This is a genomic window from Sagittula sp. P11 (genome assembly GCF_002814095.1).
Taxonomy (GTDB): Bacteria; Pseudomonadota; Alphaproteobacteria; order Rhodobacterales; family Rhodobacteraceae; genus Sagittula.
This window is the reverse complement of the sequence record NZ_CP021913.1, coordinates 1,050,602-1,067,967: the sequence shown is the minus strand read 5'-3', so window position 1 is coordinate 1,067,967 and position 17,366 is coordinate 1,050,602. Positions and strand designations below refer to the sequence as shown.

Below are 17,366 nucleotides of genomic sequence, written 5' to 3'. Positions count from 1 at the left end.
ATGGTATTCCTCTATGCCCTGCTGGGCTTGCTGATCCTGCTTCTGGCGGGCGACGCTTTGGTCAAGGGCGCGGTCAACCTGTCCCTGCGCGTGGGCATCCCCGCGCTGATCGTCAGCCTGACGATCGTCGCCTTCGGGACGTCCGCGCCGGAGATGCTGATCTCCGTGCAGGCGGCGATGCGCAACGTGCCGGGCATCGCACTGGGCAACGTGATCGGCTCCAACACGGCCAACGTGCTGATGGTGCTGGGCATTCCTGCACTGATCACGGTGATGCACACCTCTGCCCACGACACCCGCAAGAGCTATGTGCAGATGCTTTGCGCGTCGGTGCTGTTCATCGGGCTGGCGGTGCGCGAGGTCTTCGACTGGAAGTCGGGGATCGTGCTGCTGGCGGTGCTGGCGTGGATCCTCGCCGATCAGATCAAGGACGCGCTGGCGCACCGGCGGGCGGGCGAGCTCGACGAGGAACTGGAAGAACCGGAAGGCGCGGACCCGGACATGCCGTGGTGGAAGATCGCCTTCTACATCGTGCTGGGCCTGATCGGCCTGCCGCTGGGGGCGGACCTGCTGGTCGACAGCGCGACCGAGATCGCGCGCATGTTCGACGTTTCCGACGAGGTGATCGGCCTGACGCTGGTCGCGGTCGGGACCTCGCTGCCGGAACTGGCGACCACCGTCATGGCGGCGCTGCGGCGGCAGGCGGACGTGGCCCTGGGCAACGTGATCGGGTCGAACATGTTCAACCTGCTGGCCATCATCGGCGTGGCCTCGATGATCGCACCCATGCCGTTCGAGCTGCCGGAGCTGACCTTTGACCTTGCGGTGATGCTGGGCGCCTCGTTGCTGCTGTTGCCCTTCGTGTTCCTCAAACGCGACCTGAACCGGATGTGGGGTGTCATCTTGTCCGCGCTCTACGTGGGCTATGTCATCCTCGTGATCGTCTGAACGGAGGCCTGATGTCTGAACAGGGAAAACGTGCGCTTGTGACAGGCGGCGCGCGGCGGCTGGGGCGCGACATGGCGCTGACGCTTGCGCAACAGGGATACGATGTGGCGGTGCACTACGGCGGGTCCGCCGATGCCGCCGAGGAGACCGCAGCGGAGATCCGCGCGCTGGGGCAGAAGGCCGCCACGCTGCAGGCCGACCTGCTGGTCGAGGACGAGGTGCAGGCGCTGGTGGGCCGCGCGCAGGAGGCCCTTGGCGGGCCGCTGACGGCGCTGGTGAACAACGCCTCCATCTTCGAGCATGACGACTACGGCACGGCCACGCGCGAAAGCTGGGACCGCCATATCGAGAGCAACCTGCGCGCCCCCTTCGTGCTGATCCAGAACTTTGCGGAGCAGGCGCCGGAGCCGCTGAAGGACGCCCGCGGCGAGCCTGTGGCGCAGGCCATGGTGGTCAACATGATCGACCAGCGGGTGCGCAAGCTGACGCCGGAATTCGCAAGCTACACCATCGCGAAGATGGGGCTTTGGGCGATGACCCGGACGGCGGCGATGGCGCTTGCCCCGCGTGTCAGGGTGAACGGGATCGGCCCCGGGCCGACCCTGCGCGGCGGCCGCCAGTCGGACGAGGATTTCGCCGCCCAGCGGGCCGCGACGGTGCTGGAACGAGGCTCAGACAGTGAGGATATCACCGCCGCGCTGGTCTACCTGCTGTCGGCAAAGGCCGTCACGGGGCAGCTTCTGTGCGTCGACGGCGGGCAGCACCTGGCATGGCAGACCCCTGACGTGACGGAAGTAGAGTGAGCAACGGCGGCGAAAGTTTTGCACGGTTCACGGAACTGTCACGGAAGCGTTACGAAAATGCTAAGAGTCTCAGCCACTTGTAGGGTGACCCAAAAATTTTATCGCGATTTCAATAGGTTGAAAATGCGATTAATTTTTGTGCATCCCGGCGAAGTGGGCTGAAATCAATGGAAATTTGCCACTGCCCCGAATTTGCCACCAGACTTATCCACAGAAACGGTGGATGTAATACCGCTTGAAACGGCGGCGCCGGCATTGCAGCAGACGGGGATTCGACACAGGTTGAAGCCGAATGGGCAGAGTGACATGAACGACAGTCCGGAGAGCGCCACCTCGCCCCGCGGGGTCGAGGTCATCCAATCCTATCTCAGGACGCTTGAGACGTCCCCGGGCGTCTACCGGATGCTCGATGAGCAGAGCCGGGTGCTGTATGTCGGCAAGGCGCGCAACCTGCGCGCGCGGGTGTCGAACTATGCGCGGCTGAACGGTCATTCGCGGCGGATCGAGCGGATGATCCGCGAGACCGCCTCGATGATGTTCCTGACCACCCGGACGGAAACCGAGGCGCTGCTGCTGGAGCAGAACCTCATCAAGCAGCTCAAGCCGAAGTTCAACGTGCTGCTGCGTGACGACAAGTCGTTCCCGAACATCATCGTCACCAACCACGCCTTTCCGCAGATCAAGAAGCACCGCGGCGCGAAGTCGGAGAAGGGCCAGTACTTCGGTCCCTTTGCCAGTGCGGGCGCGGTGAACCGGGTGCTGAACCAGCTGCAGAAAGCCTTCCTGCTGCGCAACTGCACCGACAGCCAGTTCGAGGGACGCACGCGGCCCTGCCTGCTGCACCAGATCAAGCGCTGTTCTGCGCCCTGTGTCGGCAAGATCTCGGAGGAGGACTACGCGGCGTCGGTGCGTGACGCGGCGCGCTACCTGTCGGGCAAGTCAACCGAGATCCAGGAGAAGCTGGCCGCCGACATGATGGAGGCCTCCGAGGCGATGGAGTTCGAGCGCGCCGCCGCCCTGCGCGACCGCATCCGCGCGCTGACGCAGGTGCAGACCGCGCAGGGGATCAATCCGCAGACCACCGCGGAGGCGGACGTGATCGCGCTTTACATGGAGAACGGCCAGGCCTGTGTGCAGGTGTTCTTCATCCGCGCGAACCAGAACTGGGGGAACAAGGATTTCTACCCGCGGGTCGGCGACGACGTGGGCCCTGCGGAGGTCATGGAGGCCTTCATCGGCCAGTTCTACGACCAGAAAGAACCGGCGCGTCTGCTGCTCTTGTCGCACGGGATCGAGGACGAGGACCTGATGTGCCAGGCGCTCTCGGACAAGCTGGGCCGCAAGGTCGAGATCAGCGTGCCCCAGCGCGGCGAGAAGGCGGAGCTGGTCGAGGGCGCGCTGCGCAACGCCAAGGAAAGCCTCGGCCGCAAGATGTCGGAGACCGCGACGCAGGCGAAGCTCCTGCGCGGGCTGGCGGAGGCCTTCGGGCTGGACGGTCCGCCGCAGCGGATCGAGGTCTACGACAACTCCCACATCCAGGGCACCAACGCGGTGGGCGCGATGATCGTCGCGGGCCCGGACGGGTTCATGAAGAACCAGTACCGCAAGTTCAACATCAAGGGCGAGGACCTCGTGCCCGGGGACGACTTCGGCATGATGAAGGAGGTCCTGACCCGACGGCTGGTGCGGCTGAAGAAGGACGATCCCGACCGTTCGAAGGGGCTGTGGCCCGACCTGATGTTGATCGACGGTGGCGCCGGGCAGATCAGCGCCGTGGCAGAGATCATGCGCGAGCAGGGGGTGCAGGACGTGCCCTTCGTCGGTGTCGCCAAGGGTGTGGACCGCGACCACGGCAAGGAAGAGTTCCACCGCACCGGAGAGCGGCCCTTTGCCCTCCGCCACAACGATCCCGTGCTGTACTTCGTGCAGCGGCTGCGCGACGAGGCGCACCGCTTTGCCATCGGCACGCACCGGGCGAAACGGGCGAAGGCCCAGATGGCCAATCCGCTGGACGAGGTGCAGGGCGTGGGGGCCGCGCGCAAGCGGGCGCTGCTGCAGCACTTCGGCTCGGCAAAGGCGGTCAGCCGCGCCAACCTCGCGGATCTGAAGGCGGTGGAGGGCGTGTCGGAGGCGCTGGCCGAACGGATCTACGCCTTCTTCCACGAGCGGGGGTAGGGCGTCAGGCCTTGCCGCCGAGCCGGTCGAACATGGCCATGATCGGATAGGCGCGCGCCACGTCGCAGAGCGACGCATAGGCTGCGTCCAGCGTCTGCGGATCGAGCGTCGCGCCCAGCGGCAGGTACGCCTCGTCAAACGGCGGTGCGAGCGGTTCCGACACCACGGGCTTGCCGCTCTGCAACGCCATGAGCATGCGCGGCACCTCGGTGTAGACGCCTTCGAGCCTGTGCAGGTTGGCGACGGCGGCAGCCCCGGCGATTTCCTTCATCGCCTCGGAGTGGCTGACGTTGTGGCGCAGTTCGATCTCGGGGTGGCGGGCCACGATGCGGGCGCGTCTTTCGTCGATCGCACCATGGCTCATGATCCCCTCTCCGCCGCTGCGGGGCGGGCAGATGGTCGGAAAGACATACGGTCCGAAGAGGAAACGGCGCGGCATCAGCCGGGGCAGCAGCCCGTAGACCGACCGTTGCGCCGGCGACCAGTCCACAACCAGATCGGCGTGAAGCATGATGCGCAGCAGTTTCGACAGCCGCAGCTTGCGGTTGATCTTGTGGCCATGGAGGTACTTGACCTGCTCCGTCTGCAGCACGATCAGTTTGCGGCCGGGGGTTCGGGTCGTCCTGCCGAAGCGGTGAGCCCCGACCCAGATGTCCGTCTCTGGCAGGGGCGGCAGGTCTTCGGGGAGGCTACGACGGAGGTTTGCGGCCACCTGCATCAGGGTCTGATGGTTCGAAAGGAAACGAAGGGGGCCGTGCTCGATGCACTGTACCTCTTTCTGCATTTGATCGGGTTCTCTGTCGGTACTGGCGCTGCGGCTGTATATGAAAGTCAGTTGCCGCGGACAAGGCGGAACGCGGCGGAGGCGCCCCAGCCGGCTGCGATGGCGATGGCCAACGACATCAGACCGTAGATCAGCGGCTGTTCGCGCGACATCGTGAAGAGCCAGCGTTCGAGGCCGACCTTCCGGACCTCGATCTCGGTCGAGTAGGACGACACGACCTTGCCCTCGCGGGTCAGGAAGATGCGGGTCGGGTAGGCGCCTTCGGTCAGGTTGGCGGGCATCGAGATGCTGGTGTCGAACAGCGTCTGTTCGCGCAGCGTGACGGTGTCCTCGTTCAGCGCGTAGGTGCCGCTGTTCTCGTTGATGCGGATCACCGCGCGGGTGAAGTTCTGGCTGTCGAGCACGGTCATCGGCGCGCCGACGGAGCGGATGACGCGCGGGATGGAGATGCCGTGGCGCAGGTCCTCGGTATGGGTGATGACCTCTTCCCAGGGGGCGGAGGTGGCGATGGCGTAGAACGAGGGCGCTGCGTCGACCTCTACCGCGTCGGCGTTGACCCAGATGCCGAAGCGGCGCTCCTTGCGGCGGACGGTCAGGCGCTGGTCGGGTCCTTCGACGGTGACGATGACCTGAAGGGGCGGCTCGGCGATCGGGACCTCGCGCTTGACGGCGCCGAAGATCAGGATCTCCGACCCGTCGAAATCGGTGGAGATCGACACCTGGTCGCGCGACAGGCCCAGCACCACGTCTTCGGCACCGGCGGGCAGGGCGGCCAGCAGCAGGACGAGAAGGGCGGTGAGCCGGGTCATGGCCGCGTCGGCCGTTCGATGACGTAAAGCTCGGACGGCGTGATCACCAGTTCGAGGCCCAGCTTGATGCAGACCAGCAGGACGAGCGCCGCCAGCAGGATGCGCAGCTGCTCGGCCTTCAGGCGGGTGCCCAGCATGGTGCCGAACTGCGCGCCGATCACCCCGCCGAGGATCAGCATCACCGCCAGCACCACGTCGACCGTGTAGTTGGTGGTGGCGTGCAGAAGCGTGGTGAAGGCCGCGACGAAGATGATCTGGAACAGCGAGGTGCCGACAACGACCTTCGTGGGCATGCCCAGCAGGTAGATCATCGCAGGCACCATGATGAAGCCGCCGCCGACGCCCATGATCGCGGCCAGCACGCCCACGGCTGTGCCGACGAGCGCGGGCGGGATGACCGAGATATAGAGGCCGGAGGTGCGGAACCGCATCTTGAGCGGCAGGTTGTGGATCCAGTTGTGCTTGCGCCGCTTCGGGCGGGCGCCGGCGCGGGCCTTGCGCAGGGCATTGAGGCTCTCGATGAACATCAGCCCGCCGATGATCCCGAGGAACACCACGTAGCAGAGCCGTACCAGCAGATCGACCTGGCCCAGCGATTTCAGGTAGTTGAAGAGCATCACGCCGAACCCGGCGCCCACGAGGCCGCCGAGCAGCAGGACGGTGCCCATTCGGAGGTCCACCGTCTTTCGCCTGAGGTGGGCGAGAAGTCCCGAGAAGGAGGCCGCGACGATCTGGTTCGCGCCGGTTGCCACGGCGACGGCGGGCGGGATGCCGATGAAGAACAGCAGCGGTGTCAGGAGAAAGCCGCCGCCCACGCCGAACATGCCGGACAGCACACCGACCAGACCGCCGAGACCCAGCAGAAGGAAAGCGTTTACCGCGACTTCGGAAATGGGAAGGTAGACCTGCATGTATATTCGTAGTCGCATTGAGCGCGACTGTGCAAGTGCGGCAATCCGGAAAATCCGTGACGCCGGGCGGATGGCCTCTCATGCCCGGTGATGGCCTGTGCGCCTCCTTGCGTCACGCCGGGAAAGGCGGGGGCCGGAGCGGCGTGCTCCGGCCCTGCGCTCAACGCTCTTTCACGTAGGGTTCGCCCCCGGCGCGCGGGGGAATGGCCTTGCCGACGAAGCCCGCGAGGATGACCACGGTCAGGATGTAGGGCAGGGCGTCCATCACCTGCACCGGCACGGTGAACGCGCCGAGGTCGATGTTCTGGTAGCGCAGCGCCACCGCCTGCAGGAGGCCGAAGAGCAGGCAGGCGCCAAGCGCGTACCACGGCCGCCACTTGGCGAAGATCAGCGCCGCCAGCGCGATGTAGCCCCGGCCTGCAGTCATCTCGCGGACAAAGCCCGCCTGCAGCCCGGTGGCGAGGTAGGCGCCCGCCATGCCGCAGAGCACGCCGGTGATGACCAGCGAGGAGTAGCGCAGCCCGATGACGGAGACGCCGGCGGTGTCGACGGCCTCGGGGGCCTCGCCCACGGCGCGCAGGCGCAGGCCGTAGCGGGTGCGGAACAGCACCCACCATGTCAGCGGCACGGCCAGGAAGGCCACGTAGACGAGGATCGAGTGGCCGGAGATCAGGTCGGCGTAGATCGGGCCGAGGACGGGCACGTCGCGCAGCGCCTCGGCGCCGGGGAGGGCGATGTTCTCGAACCGGCCGCCGGCCATGAGCGAGGGCGTGCGCCCGCCCTGGCTGAACCAGACCTGCGCGATCAGCACGGTCAGGCCGGAGGCGAGGAAGTTCAGCGCCACGCCGGAAATGAGCTGGTTGCCCCGGAAGGTGATGGAGGCCAGCCCGTGCAGGCCTGACAGGAACAGCGCCGCGAGGATGCCCGCGAACATGCCCCAGATCACCGCCGGGAACAGGTTCCTCAGCCATGTCAGGTCCATGCCCAGCAGGACCCAGGATTCAGCGGTGCTGACCATGGCCGCGATGGCGGCGGAGAAGAAGGCCGCGATCAGCATCTTGCCCTCGAGCCCGATGTCGATCACGCCGGAGCGTTCCGAGAACAGACCGGCGAGGCAGGCCAGCAGCAGCGGCGTGGCGAGGCGGACGGTGCTGTCGAGCACTTGCAGGATGGTGTCGAGATCCATGGGTCAGCTCCTGGCCGTGGCGAGCCGGATGGCGAAAAGGGTGAAGAACAGGCCGAGCGTCGCCTCGATCGTGCGGCGGGCGCGGGCGTAAAGCGCGCGCACCGGCGCGGCGGACAGCGCCAGCGCATAGGCACCGTGCCCGGCGAGCGAGATCAGGAAGGCGCCCAGCAGGAACAGCGCGACGATGGCGGCGGGGGCGCCGTTGGTCGCGCCGACAGAGGCGATGGCGATCCAGAAGACGATGGCCTTGGGGTTGGTGACCTGCATGAGGTAGCCGGTCGCGAAGGCCCGCAGGGGCGACAGCGGCGGCATCTCGTCGGGGACGACGCGGGGCGGGTGGATGGCCTTCCGGAACGATCCGTATGCCAGCCACAGCAGGTAGGCCGCCCCGACCATCCGCAGGATCGTCACCGCCCAGGCGGCCTGCTGCATCAGGACGCCCACGCCCGCCAGCGTCAGCGCGGCCAGCGTCGCGGCCCCGGCGGCGACACCGACCGAGGCGATGACGGCAGAGGCCCGCCCGCGCGACAGCGCCACGCCCAGCAGCATCGCGACGGCGGGGCCGGGCGACAGCACCGCCACCAGCAGGATCGCGTAGGAGGCGAGGAAACCGGGCAGGTAGGCCTGCATCAGCGCGCCCCCTTGCCGAACGTCAGGAACAGCCGTTCGAGCGGCATCCGCACCATGTTGTCGAGCGCCCCGGTGAACAGGATCACCAGCGCCTGGATCACGGTGATGAGCTCGCGCGGGATGTTGGTCCAGAGCGCCAGTTCCGCCCCGCCCTGGTACAGGAAGCCGAAGAGCAGCGCGGCCAGGAACACGCCCAGCGGATGCGACCGGCCCATGAGCGCCACGGCGATGCCGATGAAGCCCGCGCCCTCGGTGGCGTTCATCACCAGCCGCTCGGCCTCGCCCATGGTGGTGTTGAGCGCCATCATGCCCGCCAGCCCGCCGGAGATCAGCATGGCGACGACGGTGGTCCGTGCGGGCGAGATGCCGGCATAGCGCGCGGCGGATTCGGAATGGCCGAAGGCGCGGATCTCATAGCCCAGCTTGGTGCGCCAGATCAGCAGCCAGACGACAATGCAGGCGAGGATGGCGAGGAAAAAGGTGACGTTCGCCGGAGAGCCGCGGAACAGCGGGTTGTCGGCACTGGCGAACATGTCCTGGAAGGTCGGCAGGTGCGTCGCTTCGGGAAAGCGGGCGGTGGCCGGGTCCATCGCGCCCTGCGGCCGCAGCAGGTTCACCAGCACGTAGTTCAGCACCGCGGAGGCGATGAAGTTGAACATGATGGTGGTGATGACGATGTGGCTGCCGCGCCGCGCCTGCAGGTAGCCGGGAATCCACGCCCATGCCGCCCCGAAGAGCGCCGCGGAAAAGGTCGCCCCGATCAGCGCGATCGACCAGTGCGGCCACGGGATGTAGAGACAGGCGAGCGCCACGCCCAGCCCGCCGATCATCGCCTGCCCCTCGCCGCCGATGTTGAACAGGCGGGCATGGAAGGCCACGGCGACGCAGAGGCCGGTGAAGATGAAGTTGGTGGTGTAGTAAAGCGTGTACCCCCAGCCCGTCGACCGCATCAGCGCCCCGTCGATCATCAGCGACAGCGCCTCGGCCGGGTTTTCGCCGATGGCGAGGATCACCAGCGCCGACAGCGCCGCGGCGATCAGGATGGAGATCAGGGGAACGAGGACCGCATCGGCCCAGGCAGGCATCTTATCCATGGTGGGCTCCGGTCGTTTCGGGCCATGCCGGGACGCCTGAGGCGGCGGCGGAAAGGGGGGTGGCCAAGGGCAGGGCGGCGGAACGGTCAGTCATGCTGCGCGGCCTCGCGGGCTTCCTTGGCCTCGAGCCTTTCGTCGATGGCCTCGATCGGCGCCTTGCCCCGGGTGTCGGTGACGCCGGCCATCAGCAGGCCCAGTTCCGTCTGGTCGGTCTCTGACGGCAGGCGTTCGCCCATGATCTGGCCGTCGAACATCACCGCGATGCGGTCCGAGAGCGAGAAGATCTCGTCCAGTTCGACCGAGACCAGCAGGATCGCCTTGCCCTGGTCGCGCAGGCGCACGATTTCCTGGTGGATGAACTCGATGGCGCCGATGTCGACGCCGCGGGTGGGCTGGCCGACCAGCAGGATGTCGGGGTCTCGCTCGATCTCGCGGGCGAGGACGATCTTCTGCTGGTTGCCGCCCGAGAAGTTCTTGGCGGCGAGGTTGGGATCGGGCGGGCGGACGTCGTAGCGGTCCATCTTGGCCTGCGCCTCGGCCTTGATCGCGGCGTTGTTCATCAGCAGCCCGGACTGGAGTTCCGGCGCGCGGTGATAGCCGAAGACGGTGTTTTCCCACGCCGTGAAGGGCAGGATCAGCCCTTCGTGGTGGCGGTCTTCGGGGACGTGGGCGATGCCCCGGGCGCGGCGGCTCTGCCCGTCGGAATACTTGCCGGTCAGGTCGATCTCGTCACCGTTGACGCGGATCGTGCCGGTGGCGCTGATCATGCCGCCCAGCACCGCCAGAAGCTCCGACTGGCCGTTGCCGGATACGCCCGCGATGCCCAAGATCTCGCCCGCGCGCACATGCAGGGACACGCCTTTCAGGCGCTCGACGCCGTGGCTGTCGGTGTGGCGCAGGTCCTCGACCTCGAGGATCGGCGCGCCGGGGGTCGCGGGCTTCTTGTCGACGCGCAGCAGCACCTTGCGGCCGACCATCAGCTCGGCGAGTTCCTCCGGAGAGGTCTCCGCCGTCTTGACGGTGGCGGTCATCTCGCCGCGCCGCATGACGCTGACGGTGTCGGTGATCTCCATGATCTCGCGCAGCTTGTGCGTGATGAGGATGATCGTCTTGCCCTCACGCTTCAGCCCTTCGAGGATGCGGAACAGGTGGTCCGCCTCGGCGGGCGTCAGCACGCCGGTGGGCTCGTCGAGGATCAGGATGTCGGCCTCGCGGTAGAGCGCCTTGAGGATCTCGACGCGCTGCTGGTGGCCGACCGAGAGGTTCTCGATCAGGGCGTCGGGATCGACCTGAAGCTCGTATTCCTCCGCGAGGTGCTTGAGCGACCCGCGCGCCTTGGCGAGCGAGGGTTTGAGGAGCGCGCCATCCTCGGCGCCCAGGATGACGTTTTCTAGGACGGAGAAGTTCTGCACCAGCTTGAAGTGCTGGAAGACCATGCCGATGCCCGCCGCGATGGCGGCCTGGCTGTCGGTGATGTCCTTCTTCTGGCCGTTGACCCAGATTTCGCCCGCGTCGGCCTTGTAGAAGCCGTAGAGGATCGACATGAGCGTGGACTTGCCCGCGCCGTTCTCGCCGATGATGCCGTGGATCGTGCCGGGCATCACGCGGATCGAGATGTCCTTGTTGGCCTGCACGGGGCCGAAGGCCTTGGATATGCCTTTGAGTTCGATGGCGGGCGCTGTCATGGGGAGCCTTCGGAACGTAGAACGGCCCACCCCGGGGCGGGGTGAGCCGGTTGCGGGGCCGTCAGGCGGCCCCGGGCGTCATCAGAAGTTCAGCGCCGGGCAGGAGTCGTCGGAGGAGTAGTCGTGCACCTCGGTCTCGCCCGCGATGATCGCGGCCTTGGCCTCTTCGACGGCGGTGGTCATTTCCTCGGAGACGAGCTCTGCGTTGTTCTCGTCCATGGCGACGCCCACGCCGTCCTCGGCCAGGCCCAGCGTCTTGACGCCGGTTTCCAGGTCGCCGCCCGCGGTCATCGCGTCATAGACGGCGACGTCCACGCGCTTGAGCATCGAGGTCAGCATGTTGCCCGGGTGCAGGTAGTTCTGGTTGCTGTCGACGCCGATAGCCATCTTGCCTTCGTCGGCGGCGGTCTGCAGCACGCCGAGGCCGGTGCCGCCGGCCGCGGCAAAGATCACGTCCGCGCCCTGCGAAATCTGCGCCTTCGCCAGCTCGGAGCCCTTCACCGGGTCGTTCCAGGCCGCCGGGGTGGTGCCGGTCATGTTGGAGATCACGGTCGCGTCCGGGTTCACTGCCTTCACACCCTGCGCGTAGCCGCAGGCGAACTTGCGGATCAGCGGGATGTCCATGCCGCCGACGAAACCGACGGTGCCGGATTCGGAGGCCATCGCCGCCATCATGCCGACGAGGTAGGAGCCCTGGTGCTCGGAGAACAGGATGGACAGGACGTTCGGGTGCTCGGCCGGATCGACGAAGCCGTCGATGGTGACGAACTTGGTGTCCGGGTAGTCCGCGGCCACGGCGGCGATCGGCGAGGACATGGAGAAGCCGGTGGTCACGACCGGGTTGAAGCCGGCCTCCGCGAAACGGCGCAGGGCCTGCTCGCGCTGTGCTTCGGACTGAAGCTCGATGTCGCGGTAGGAGCCGCCGGTTTCCTTGGCCCAACGCTCGGCGCCGTTGAAGGCGGCCTCGTTGAACGACTTGTCGAACTTGCCGCCGAGGTCGTAGATCAGGGCCGGATCGGCAAGGGCGGCGCCTGCGGACAATGCGAGCGCGGCAACAGTGCCGAGTGTCTTCTGCATGAAGGTCATAGAAATGCTCCCGGTTGGTTGGGGCGCTGTGGCCCCTTCTTGTGATTTATCAATGAAGACGCAGGGGCGGGTAGGGGTCAAGGCGGTTTTTGCCTGCGCAGCAGGATGCCGTCAGGGCAAAACGCGCGACATGATCACGGCGTCATCCGTGCTGCCGTCCGCCAGATGGTAATACCCCTTGCGCAGCCCTGAAACGGTATAGCCCTTCGCCTCGTAGAAGGCGCGGGCGGGGACGTTGCGGGCGGCCACTTCGAGGAAGGCGCTTTCGGCCCCGCGCGCCACGGCCAGCGCGTGGAAGAGCGCGAGCGCCCGGCTGGCCTCGCCCTTGCGCTGCACGTCCGGGTCGGCGGCCAGCGCGAGGATCTCCGCCTCTCCGGCGACCACGAGGCCGAAGACGAAGGCGTGCGAGGTTGCCGTGACCAGCGCGTGCGGGCTGTCGAGGCTGTCGGCGAAGTCATGCGCCGCCCAGGGGCGCGAATGCGTGTAGGCACGGGCGCAGAGCGCGGCCATGTCTTCGGGCGTCATCGTCTGTTCGGACATGAGGTCAAGCGTCATCGAGGATCACCGGGGCTGCTTCGGAAGACGGCGCTGCGTCGGCCGCCCGCACGTAAAGCGGGGCCGGACGGGTGTCTGTCGGTTTGCCTGCGGCGACGCGGGCGATGGTGGCCGCATTGGCCGCCGCGTCGTCGGGTGCGGAGGCGCTGCCCGGGGGGATCTCGGCCGATTGCGTGATCGTGCCGTCCGCGTGCTGAAGGTAGAACAGCCCGCCGGTGGCCGGAACGGCCGCGATGGCGGCGTCGCTGGTGGCGCGGATGACTTCGAAGGTGGTGACGCCCACGGCGGGGATCTTCAGCCCCAGCGCCAGCCCGCGCGCGGTGGCCACGGCGATGCGGATGCCGGTGAAGTTGCCCGGCCCGGTGCCCACCCCGATGCGCGTGACGTCTTTCCAGCCGGTGCCTGCCTCCGCCAGGAGGTCTTCCAGCAGCGGCAGGAGACGCTCTGCCTGGCCGCGTTTCATCGGCTCTGCCCGCGCGGCAAGCACGGTGTCGCCGTCGAGAAGCGCCGCGGCGCAGTAGGGACCGGAGGTGTCGAAGGACAGGATCATGTCCCTGTATGACTCCGTGCACATGGAGTCTGCAACCGGGCGTGAACGGTGGACCGCTCCACGGTGCCTGAACGTCGCGCAAACGGCGCTTTTTCGGTCAGTGGGGGGATGGCGGTTGCGCCGCGGCTGAAACGGAAAGGGCGCCGCAACAGCAGCGCCCGGTGTGCGATCCGTGGGTCATGCCGTCCGAAGGGTCAGACGGCGACCGGGCGGACCTCCGTCACTTCGGGGATGTAGTGGCGCAGCAGGTTCTCGATCCCCATCTTCAGCGTCAGCGTGGAGGAGGGGCAGCCTGCGCAGGCGCCCTGCATGTGCAGGTAGACGACGCCGCGGTCGAAGCCGTGGAACGTGATGTCGCCGCCGTCCTGGGCCACCGCCGGACGCACGCGGCTGTCCAGCAGTTCCTTGATCTGGCCGACGATCTCACCGTCTTCGCCGTCGTGTTCCGCATGGCCGCCGGCCTGCGCCGCGCCATCGGACATCACCGGCTGACCGGACTGGAAGTGTTCCATGATCGCGCCGAGAATCGCGGGCTTCATGTGGTCCCAGTCGACGGTGTCGGCTTTGGTCACGGTGACGAAGTCGTTGCCGAAGAAGATGCCGGTGACACCGTCCACGGCGAACAGCCGCTGTGCCAGCGGGGACGCCCCGGCAGCGTCTGCAGAGGGGAAATCGGCGGTGCCCATCTCCAGCACGGTCTGGCCGGGCAGGAATTTCAGCGTGGCCGGGTTGGGCGTGGATTCGGTCTGAATGAACATCTGGAGCGTACCTTTTCTGGCCTCTTCCCTATATGCGCGCCGAGCGCGGCGGCGTCAAGGATTGGAACGATTCTAAACAGGCTGTCAGTCGATGCAGAAGCGGAACGCAGCGTCCAGCATCCTGCGGTCGAGTGGCGTGGGTTTCTTGGCCGCGACGTAGTTGCCACCGATCACGCGACCGTATCCCGCGCCGATCGCAAAGGTCCCGGCGGCCGCCATCGCCTGCGCCTGCGGCGGCGAGATCCGGATCGTCAGGTAGGCGTCGTCGCCGTCGACCCGAACGGAGACCGCATCCTCCGGCAGCTTCTGCTCGATGTTGTCGGTCCAGAAGATCGGCGAGCCGCGCTCTTCGGGGCTCAGCGCGTGGACAGAGGCGTGCAGCAGCGCGTAAGGCTGCCCGGCCCGGCAGTAGAACGACATCTGGTCGACGCCGTCATAGGGCTGCGGCGGGTCGATCCGTTTGGACGCGGCGATCAGCCCGTCCTTGTAGGGTTCGAGGAAGAAGGCGTCGTAGCCGACGCGCGTGACAAGGTCGTATTCCTCTGCCTGCGGCTGGGTGACGTAGTACATGCCCGTGCTGTCCTGGGCCGAGGCGAGGGTGAAGATCCGGGCGTCGACGCCCATTTCGACCATGTAGGCCACGAGGTCGCCCGAGAATTTCTGCGCCACCTCGCCGCCGATCTGCTGGCCGGGGGCAAAGAACTGGTGCAGGCCCAGCTTGTCCCTTTCGGAGAGGAAACGCCGCACGCCGCCCATGAAGACATAGGCGCAGGCGCTTTCGCAGCGGCCCGGCGAGGGACCTTCGCTGCCGAGGAAGATCGGTTTCCCGTCGGTGTGGCGCGGGATGCCGTCCGAGCCGCCGATGGCCGTGTCATACCCCTGTTCGCGGATGTAGCGGCCCAGCCGCAGCGCCTCGCCCAGCGTCCCGCCGGGGCTGTTGAGGTAGATCACACCGCCATCGACGCCCTCGGTCTCGATCAGGCTGCGCAGCCTGTCGGTCAGTCCGGGCTCGATCTGCCCTTCGATCAGGACGAAGCAGCTTTCGTACGCGTTCCCGAGACAGGCGTTCTGGATCAGCGTCTCTGCAAGTGCGGGGCGGGCCGTCAGGACGGCGAAGAAGACAAGAAGGGCACGCATGAAAGGTCTCTTGGGAAGGCAGGATCGGAAAACGGGTGCCCGGCCAGAATGTCGCCTGCGCCGTGACTTGTGAAGCCCGCAGGTGGCGGGGCGGGCGGCCTTTCCGGAGGAGGATGGGGTGTCTTGGGGCGCGTGGACGCGGAGCGATCAGGTGATCGCTTCCAGCCGCTCCTTCGACAAATCGCCGGGGACCACGGTCACCGGCACGGGCAGCGATCCGGCGCTGCGGGTCATCTGCGTCACCAACGGGCCGGGGCCCTTCTTGTCGGCGGCGGCGCCCAGCACCAGCACGCCGATCTCCGGGTCCTCGCGGACCTGGGCGAGGATCTCCGTCACGGCGTCGCCCTCGCGGATCACCAGCTCCGGATCGACGCCCTGCTTGTCGCGCATCCACTTGGCGAAGACCTCGAAATGCGCGTGGATGCGTTCGCGGGCCTCCTCGCGCATGATGTCACCGACGCCGATCCAGTGGTTGAACTCTTCCGGGGCGATGATCGACAGGATCGCGACGCCGCCGCCGGACTTCGCGGCGCGCATGGCGGCGAAGCGCATGGCGTTCAGGCATTCTCTGGAATCGTCGAGCACGACGAGGAACTTGCGCATTGGGTCTCTCTCCTGTCGCGCGACCTTGGCAGAGGGGCAGGCGGCTGTCCACTCTGCAGTGACGTGGGCGTCAGAGCGGCGGCGTCCTGAGGAGTAGGCCGGGGGCGGCGGTGTCGATGAGGGTATGGCCCTGCGCCGACAGGCAGAAGACCGCAACCTGCGGATCGTGGTCGAGAAAGGCGAGGTGGCGGCCGGCGGGCAGCGCGGCGGCGATGTCGTCCAGCAGGGCGTGCAGGATGTCGTCCGTCGCCGTGTCGGGGGAGATGTCGCGGGCCGTGTCGCCCAGGCGGTAGGACAGGCGGTCGGTTGTCGTTGTGACGTGCAGCCTGTCGTCGACGCCGGCTGCACGGGCGAGGTCCCGGAGCGCGGCGGCGAGGGCCTCAGGCGTGTCGAGGGCGTCGCGCTGAAGCAGGCAGGCGCGCGGACAGAAGGGCGTGTGCGGCGGACGGTCGATGCGGATGGCAAAGGTCAGAAGGAGGAGCCGCCAAGGATCGTGGCGGTAGGTCTCCTCCGGCCCGAAGTCGGTCAGGTCGGTGCGGGTCACGCCGGGCGAGAGCGTGAGCCCGGCCTCCGCCAGCAGGTCGAGCTGTTCGTCGAGGGAGGGCGCCTCGCGCTGGGGGGCAGGGCGCGCGGCAGGCCGGTTGGCGCGGATCACCGCACGGATCGCCAGCGCGAAGAGCGCCAGCACAATCCCGATGACCAGCAGTTTCAGCCACATGGCGCGGGCCGCCTCAGGCGCTGAGCGCCCAGTCCCAGTAGAGGTCGCGCACCCGGCTGGTCACCGGACCGGCCTGGTAGGAGGTGTCCTCGAACGCGGTCACGGGGGTGATCTTGTTCATGTTGCCGGAGAGGAAAACCTCGTCCGCGGCCTCGAAATCGGCGAAGGTCAGCACCGCCTCGACCACCTCCATCCCGTCCGCCTTCATGTTGGCGATGTGGCGTGCGCGGGTGATCCCGGCGAGGAAGGTCCCGTTGGGGATCGGCGTGAACACGACCCCGTCGCGGACCATGAAGACGTTGGCGGTGGCGCTTTCGGCGACGTTGCCCATGGCGTCGGTCACCAGCGCGTTGCCGAAGCCGCGGCTGCGGACCTCGGTCAGCATCCGGGCTTTGTTCGGATAGAGGCAGCCGGCCTTGGCATTGACCACCGCGTCCTCCAGCACCGGGCGGCGGAAGCGGGTGCGCCCCAGCGTGGTGGAGGCGGTGGCGGGCGCCATGGGGATTTCCTCGAGACAGATGGCAAAGCCGGTCTCTTCGGGCTGCGGGACGATGGCGGTGACGTCACCGTTGATGCCCCAGTACATCGGCCGGATGTAGACCGCGGCGTCGGGGGTGTAGGCAGAGAGGCCCTCGCGCACGATCTCGACCATGTCTTCGGGCGCGACGGTGGGGTTGACCATCAGCGCCCGGGCGGAGGCGTTGATCCGGGCGCAGTGGCGGTCAAGGTCGGGCGTGACGCCCTGCGTGTAGCGTGCACCGTCGAAGACCGAGCTGCCGAGCCAGGCGCCATGGTCCGCGGCGCGCATGATCATGGTGTCGCCCTCGTGCCATGTGCCGTTGAAATAGGTGCGGATGTTCTTGCCGGTCGCCATCGGGATCTCCTTTTGGCGCGGAGCCTAGGCCCGGCGGACGGCAAGGTCCAGAGGGCGAGG

General features: G+C 67.3%; 18 protein-coding genes. 3 read left to right on the top strand and 15 right to left on the bottom strand.

Annotation, left to right across the window (positions count from 1 at the left end; translation table 11 throughout):
* The 3 genes from CDO87_RS05210 to uvrC all read left to right on the top strand — a co-directional run bounded on the left by CDO87_RS05210 (position 1) and on the right by uvrC (position 3,926).
* On the top strand, positions 1 to 948 hold the full coding sequence (locus CDO87_RS05210) for a calcium/sodium antiporter (RefSeq protein WP_100927793.1): 948 nt from the start codon (positions 1 to 3) through the stop codon (positions 946 to 948).
* A gap of 11 nt (positions 949 to 959) precedes the next feature.
* Positions 960 to 1,751 carry an SDR family oxidoreductase gene (locus CDO87_RS05205; RefSeq protein WP_100927792.1) on the top strand — a complete coding sequence of 264 codons (792 nt, stop codon included), beginning with the start codon at positions 960 to 962 and terminating at the stop codon, positions 1,749 to 1,751.
* Positions 1,752 to 2,057: 306 nt separating this feature from the next.
* Positions 2,058 to 3,926: an excinuclease ABC subunit UvrC gene (uvrC, locus tag CDO87_RS05200; protein WP_100927791.1), complete on the top strand. Its 1,869-nt coding sequence runs from the start codon at positions 2,058 to 2,060 to the stop codon at positions 3,924 to 3,926.
* Between the two features lie 4 nt (positions 3,927 to 3,930).
* Here the strand turns inward: uvrC and CDO87_RS05195 are convergent, their stop codons facing one another.
* From CDO87_RS05195 to CDO87_RS05125, 15 genes are all read right to left on the bottom strand, one after another.
* Positions 3,931 to 4,644 carry a hypothetical protein gene (locus tag CDO87_RS05195; protein WP_198521822.1) on the bottom strand — a complete coding sequence of 238 codons (714 nt, stop codon included), beginning with the start codon at positions 4,642 to 4,644 and terminating at the stop codon, positions 3,931 to 3,933.
* 113 nt (positions 4,645 to 4,757) lie between these two features.
* A complete protein-coding gene (locus tag CDO87_RS05190) occupies positions 4,758 to 5,519 on the bottom strand; it encodes a TIGR02186 family protein (RefSeq protein WP_100927789.1) in 762 nt (253 codons plus the stop codon).
* Positions 5,516 to 6,430: a sulfite exporter TauE/SafE family protein gene (locus CDO87_RS05185; RefSeq protein ID WP_100927788.1), complete on the bottom strand. Its 915-nt coding sequence runs from the start codon at positions 6,428 to 6,430 to the stop codon at positions 5,516 to 5,518. Before CDO87_RS05185 ends, CDO87_RS05190 begins: the two co-directional genes overlap by 4 nt.
* 160 nt (positions 6,431 to 6,590) lie before the next feature.
* On the bottom strand, positions 6,591 to 7,616 hold the full coding sequence (locus CDO87_RS05180; protein ID WP_100927787.1) for an ABC transporter permease: 1,026 nt from the start codon (positions 7,614 to 7,616) through the stop codon (positions 6,591 to 6,593).
* A gap of 3 nt (positions 7,617 to 7,619) precedes the next feature.
* Positions 7,620 to 8,246 (bottom strand): LysE family translocator, encoded by a 627-nt coding sequence (locus CDO87_RS05175; protein ID WP_100927786.1) that lies wholly within the window; start codon positions 8,244 to 8,246, stop codon positions 7,620 to 7,622.
* Positions 8,246 to 9,340, bottom strand: a complete 1,095-nt coding sequence (locus CDO87_RS05170; RefSeq protein WP_100927785.1) for an ABC transporter permease — start codon at positions 9,338 to 9,340, stop codon at positions 8,246 to 8,248. The genes CDO87_RS05175 and CDO87_RS05170 overlap by 1 nt, the downstream gene beginning before the upstream one ends.
* 86 nt (positions 9,341 to 9,426) lie before the next feature.
* Positions 9,427 to 11,025, bottom strand: a complete 1,599-nt coding sequence (locus CDO87_RS05165; RefSeq protein ID WP_100927784.1) for an ABC transporter ATP-binding protein — start codon at positions 11,023 to 11,025, stop codon at positions 9,427 to 9,429.
* A gap of 81 nt (positions 11,026 to 11,106) precedes the next feature.
* On the bottom strand, positions 11,107 to 12,111 hold the full coding sequence (locus tag CDO87_RS05160) for a BMP family protein (RefSeq protein WP_100927783.1): 1,005 nt from the start codon (positions 12,109 to 12,111) through the stop codon (positions 11,107 to 11,109).
* Between the two features lie 111 nt (positions 12,112 to 12,222).
* Entirely contained in the window at positions 12,223 to 12,666 is a 444-nt protein-coding gene (locus CDO87_RS05155; protein WP_100927782.1) for a GNAT family N-acetyltransferase, read from the bottom strand.
* Positions 12,656 to 13,216 carry a tRNA (adenosine(37)-N6)-threonylcarbamoyltransferase complex dimerization subunit type 1 TsaB gene (gene tsaB / locus CDO87_RS05150; protein ID WP_100927781.1) on the bottom strand — a complete coding sequence of 187 codons (561 nt, stop codon included), beginning with the start codon at positions 13,214 to 13,216 and terminating at the stop codon, positions 12,656 to 12,658. Before tsaB ends, CDO87_RS05155 begins: the two co-directional genes overlap by 11 nt.
* A 194-nt stretch (positions 13,217 to 13,410) precedes the next feature.
* On the bottom strand, positions 13,411 to 13,974 hold the full coding sequence (locus tag CDO87_RS05145) for a NifU family protein (protein ID WP_100927780.1): 564 nt from the start codon (positions 13,972 to 13,974) through the stop codon (positions 13,411 to 13,413).
* An 84-nt stretch (positions 13,975 to 14,058) separates the two neighbouring features.
* Positions 14,059 to 15,111, bottom strand: a complete 1,053-nt coding sequence (locus CDO87_RS05140; protein WP_100927779.1) for a hypothetical protein — start codon at positions 15,109 to 15,111, stop codon at positions 14,059 to 14,061.
* Positions 15,112 to 15,258: 147 nt separating this feature from the next.
* The gene (locus CDO87_RS05135; protein WP_100927778.1) at positions 15,259 to 15,714 is read right to left on the bottom strand and encodes a universal stress protein; all 456 of its coding nucleotides are present in this window, start codon (positions 15,712 to 15,714) and stop codon (positions 15,259 to 15,261) included.
* Positions 15,715 to 15,784: 70 nt separating this feature from the next.
* Complete coding sequence (locus CDO87_RS05130; RefSeq protein WP_100927777.1) at positions 15,785 to 16,432, bottom strand: hypothetical protein; 648 nt, start codon at positions 16,430 to 16,432, stop codon at positions 15,785 to 15,787.
* Between the two features lie 13 nt (positions 16,433 to 16,445).
* The gene (locus tag CDO87_RS05125; protein ID WP_100927776.1) at positions 16,446 to 17,306 is read right to left on the bottom strand and encodes a branched-chain amino acid aminotransferase; all 861 of its coding nucleotides are present in this window, start codon (positions 17,304 to 17,306) and stop codon (positions 16,446 to 16,448) included.
* Positions 17,307 to 17,366 lie beyond the last annotated feature (60 nt).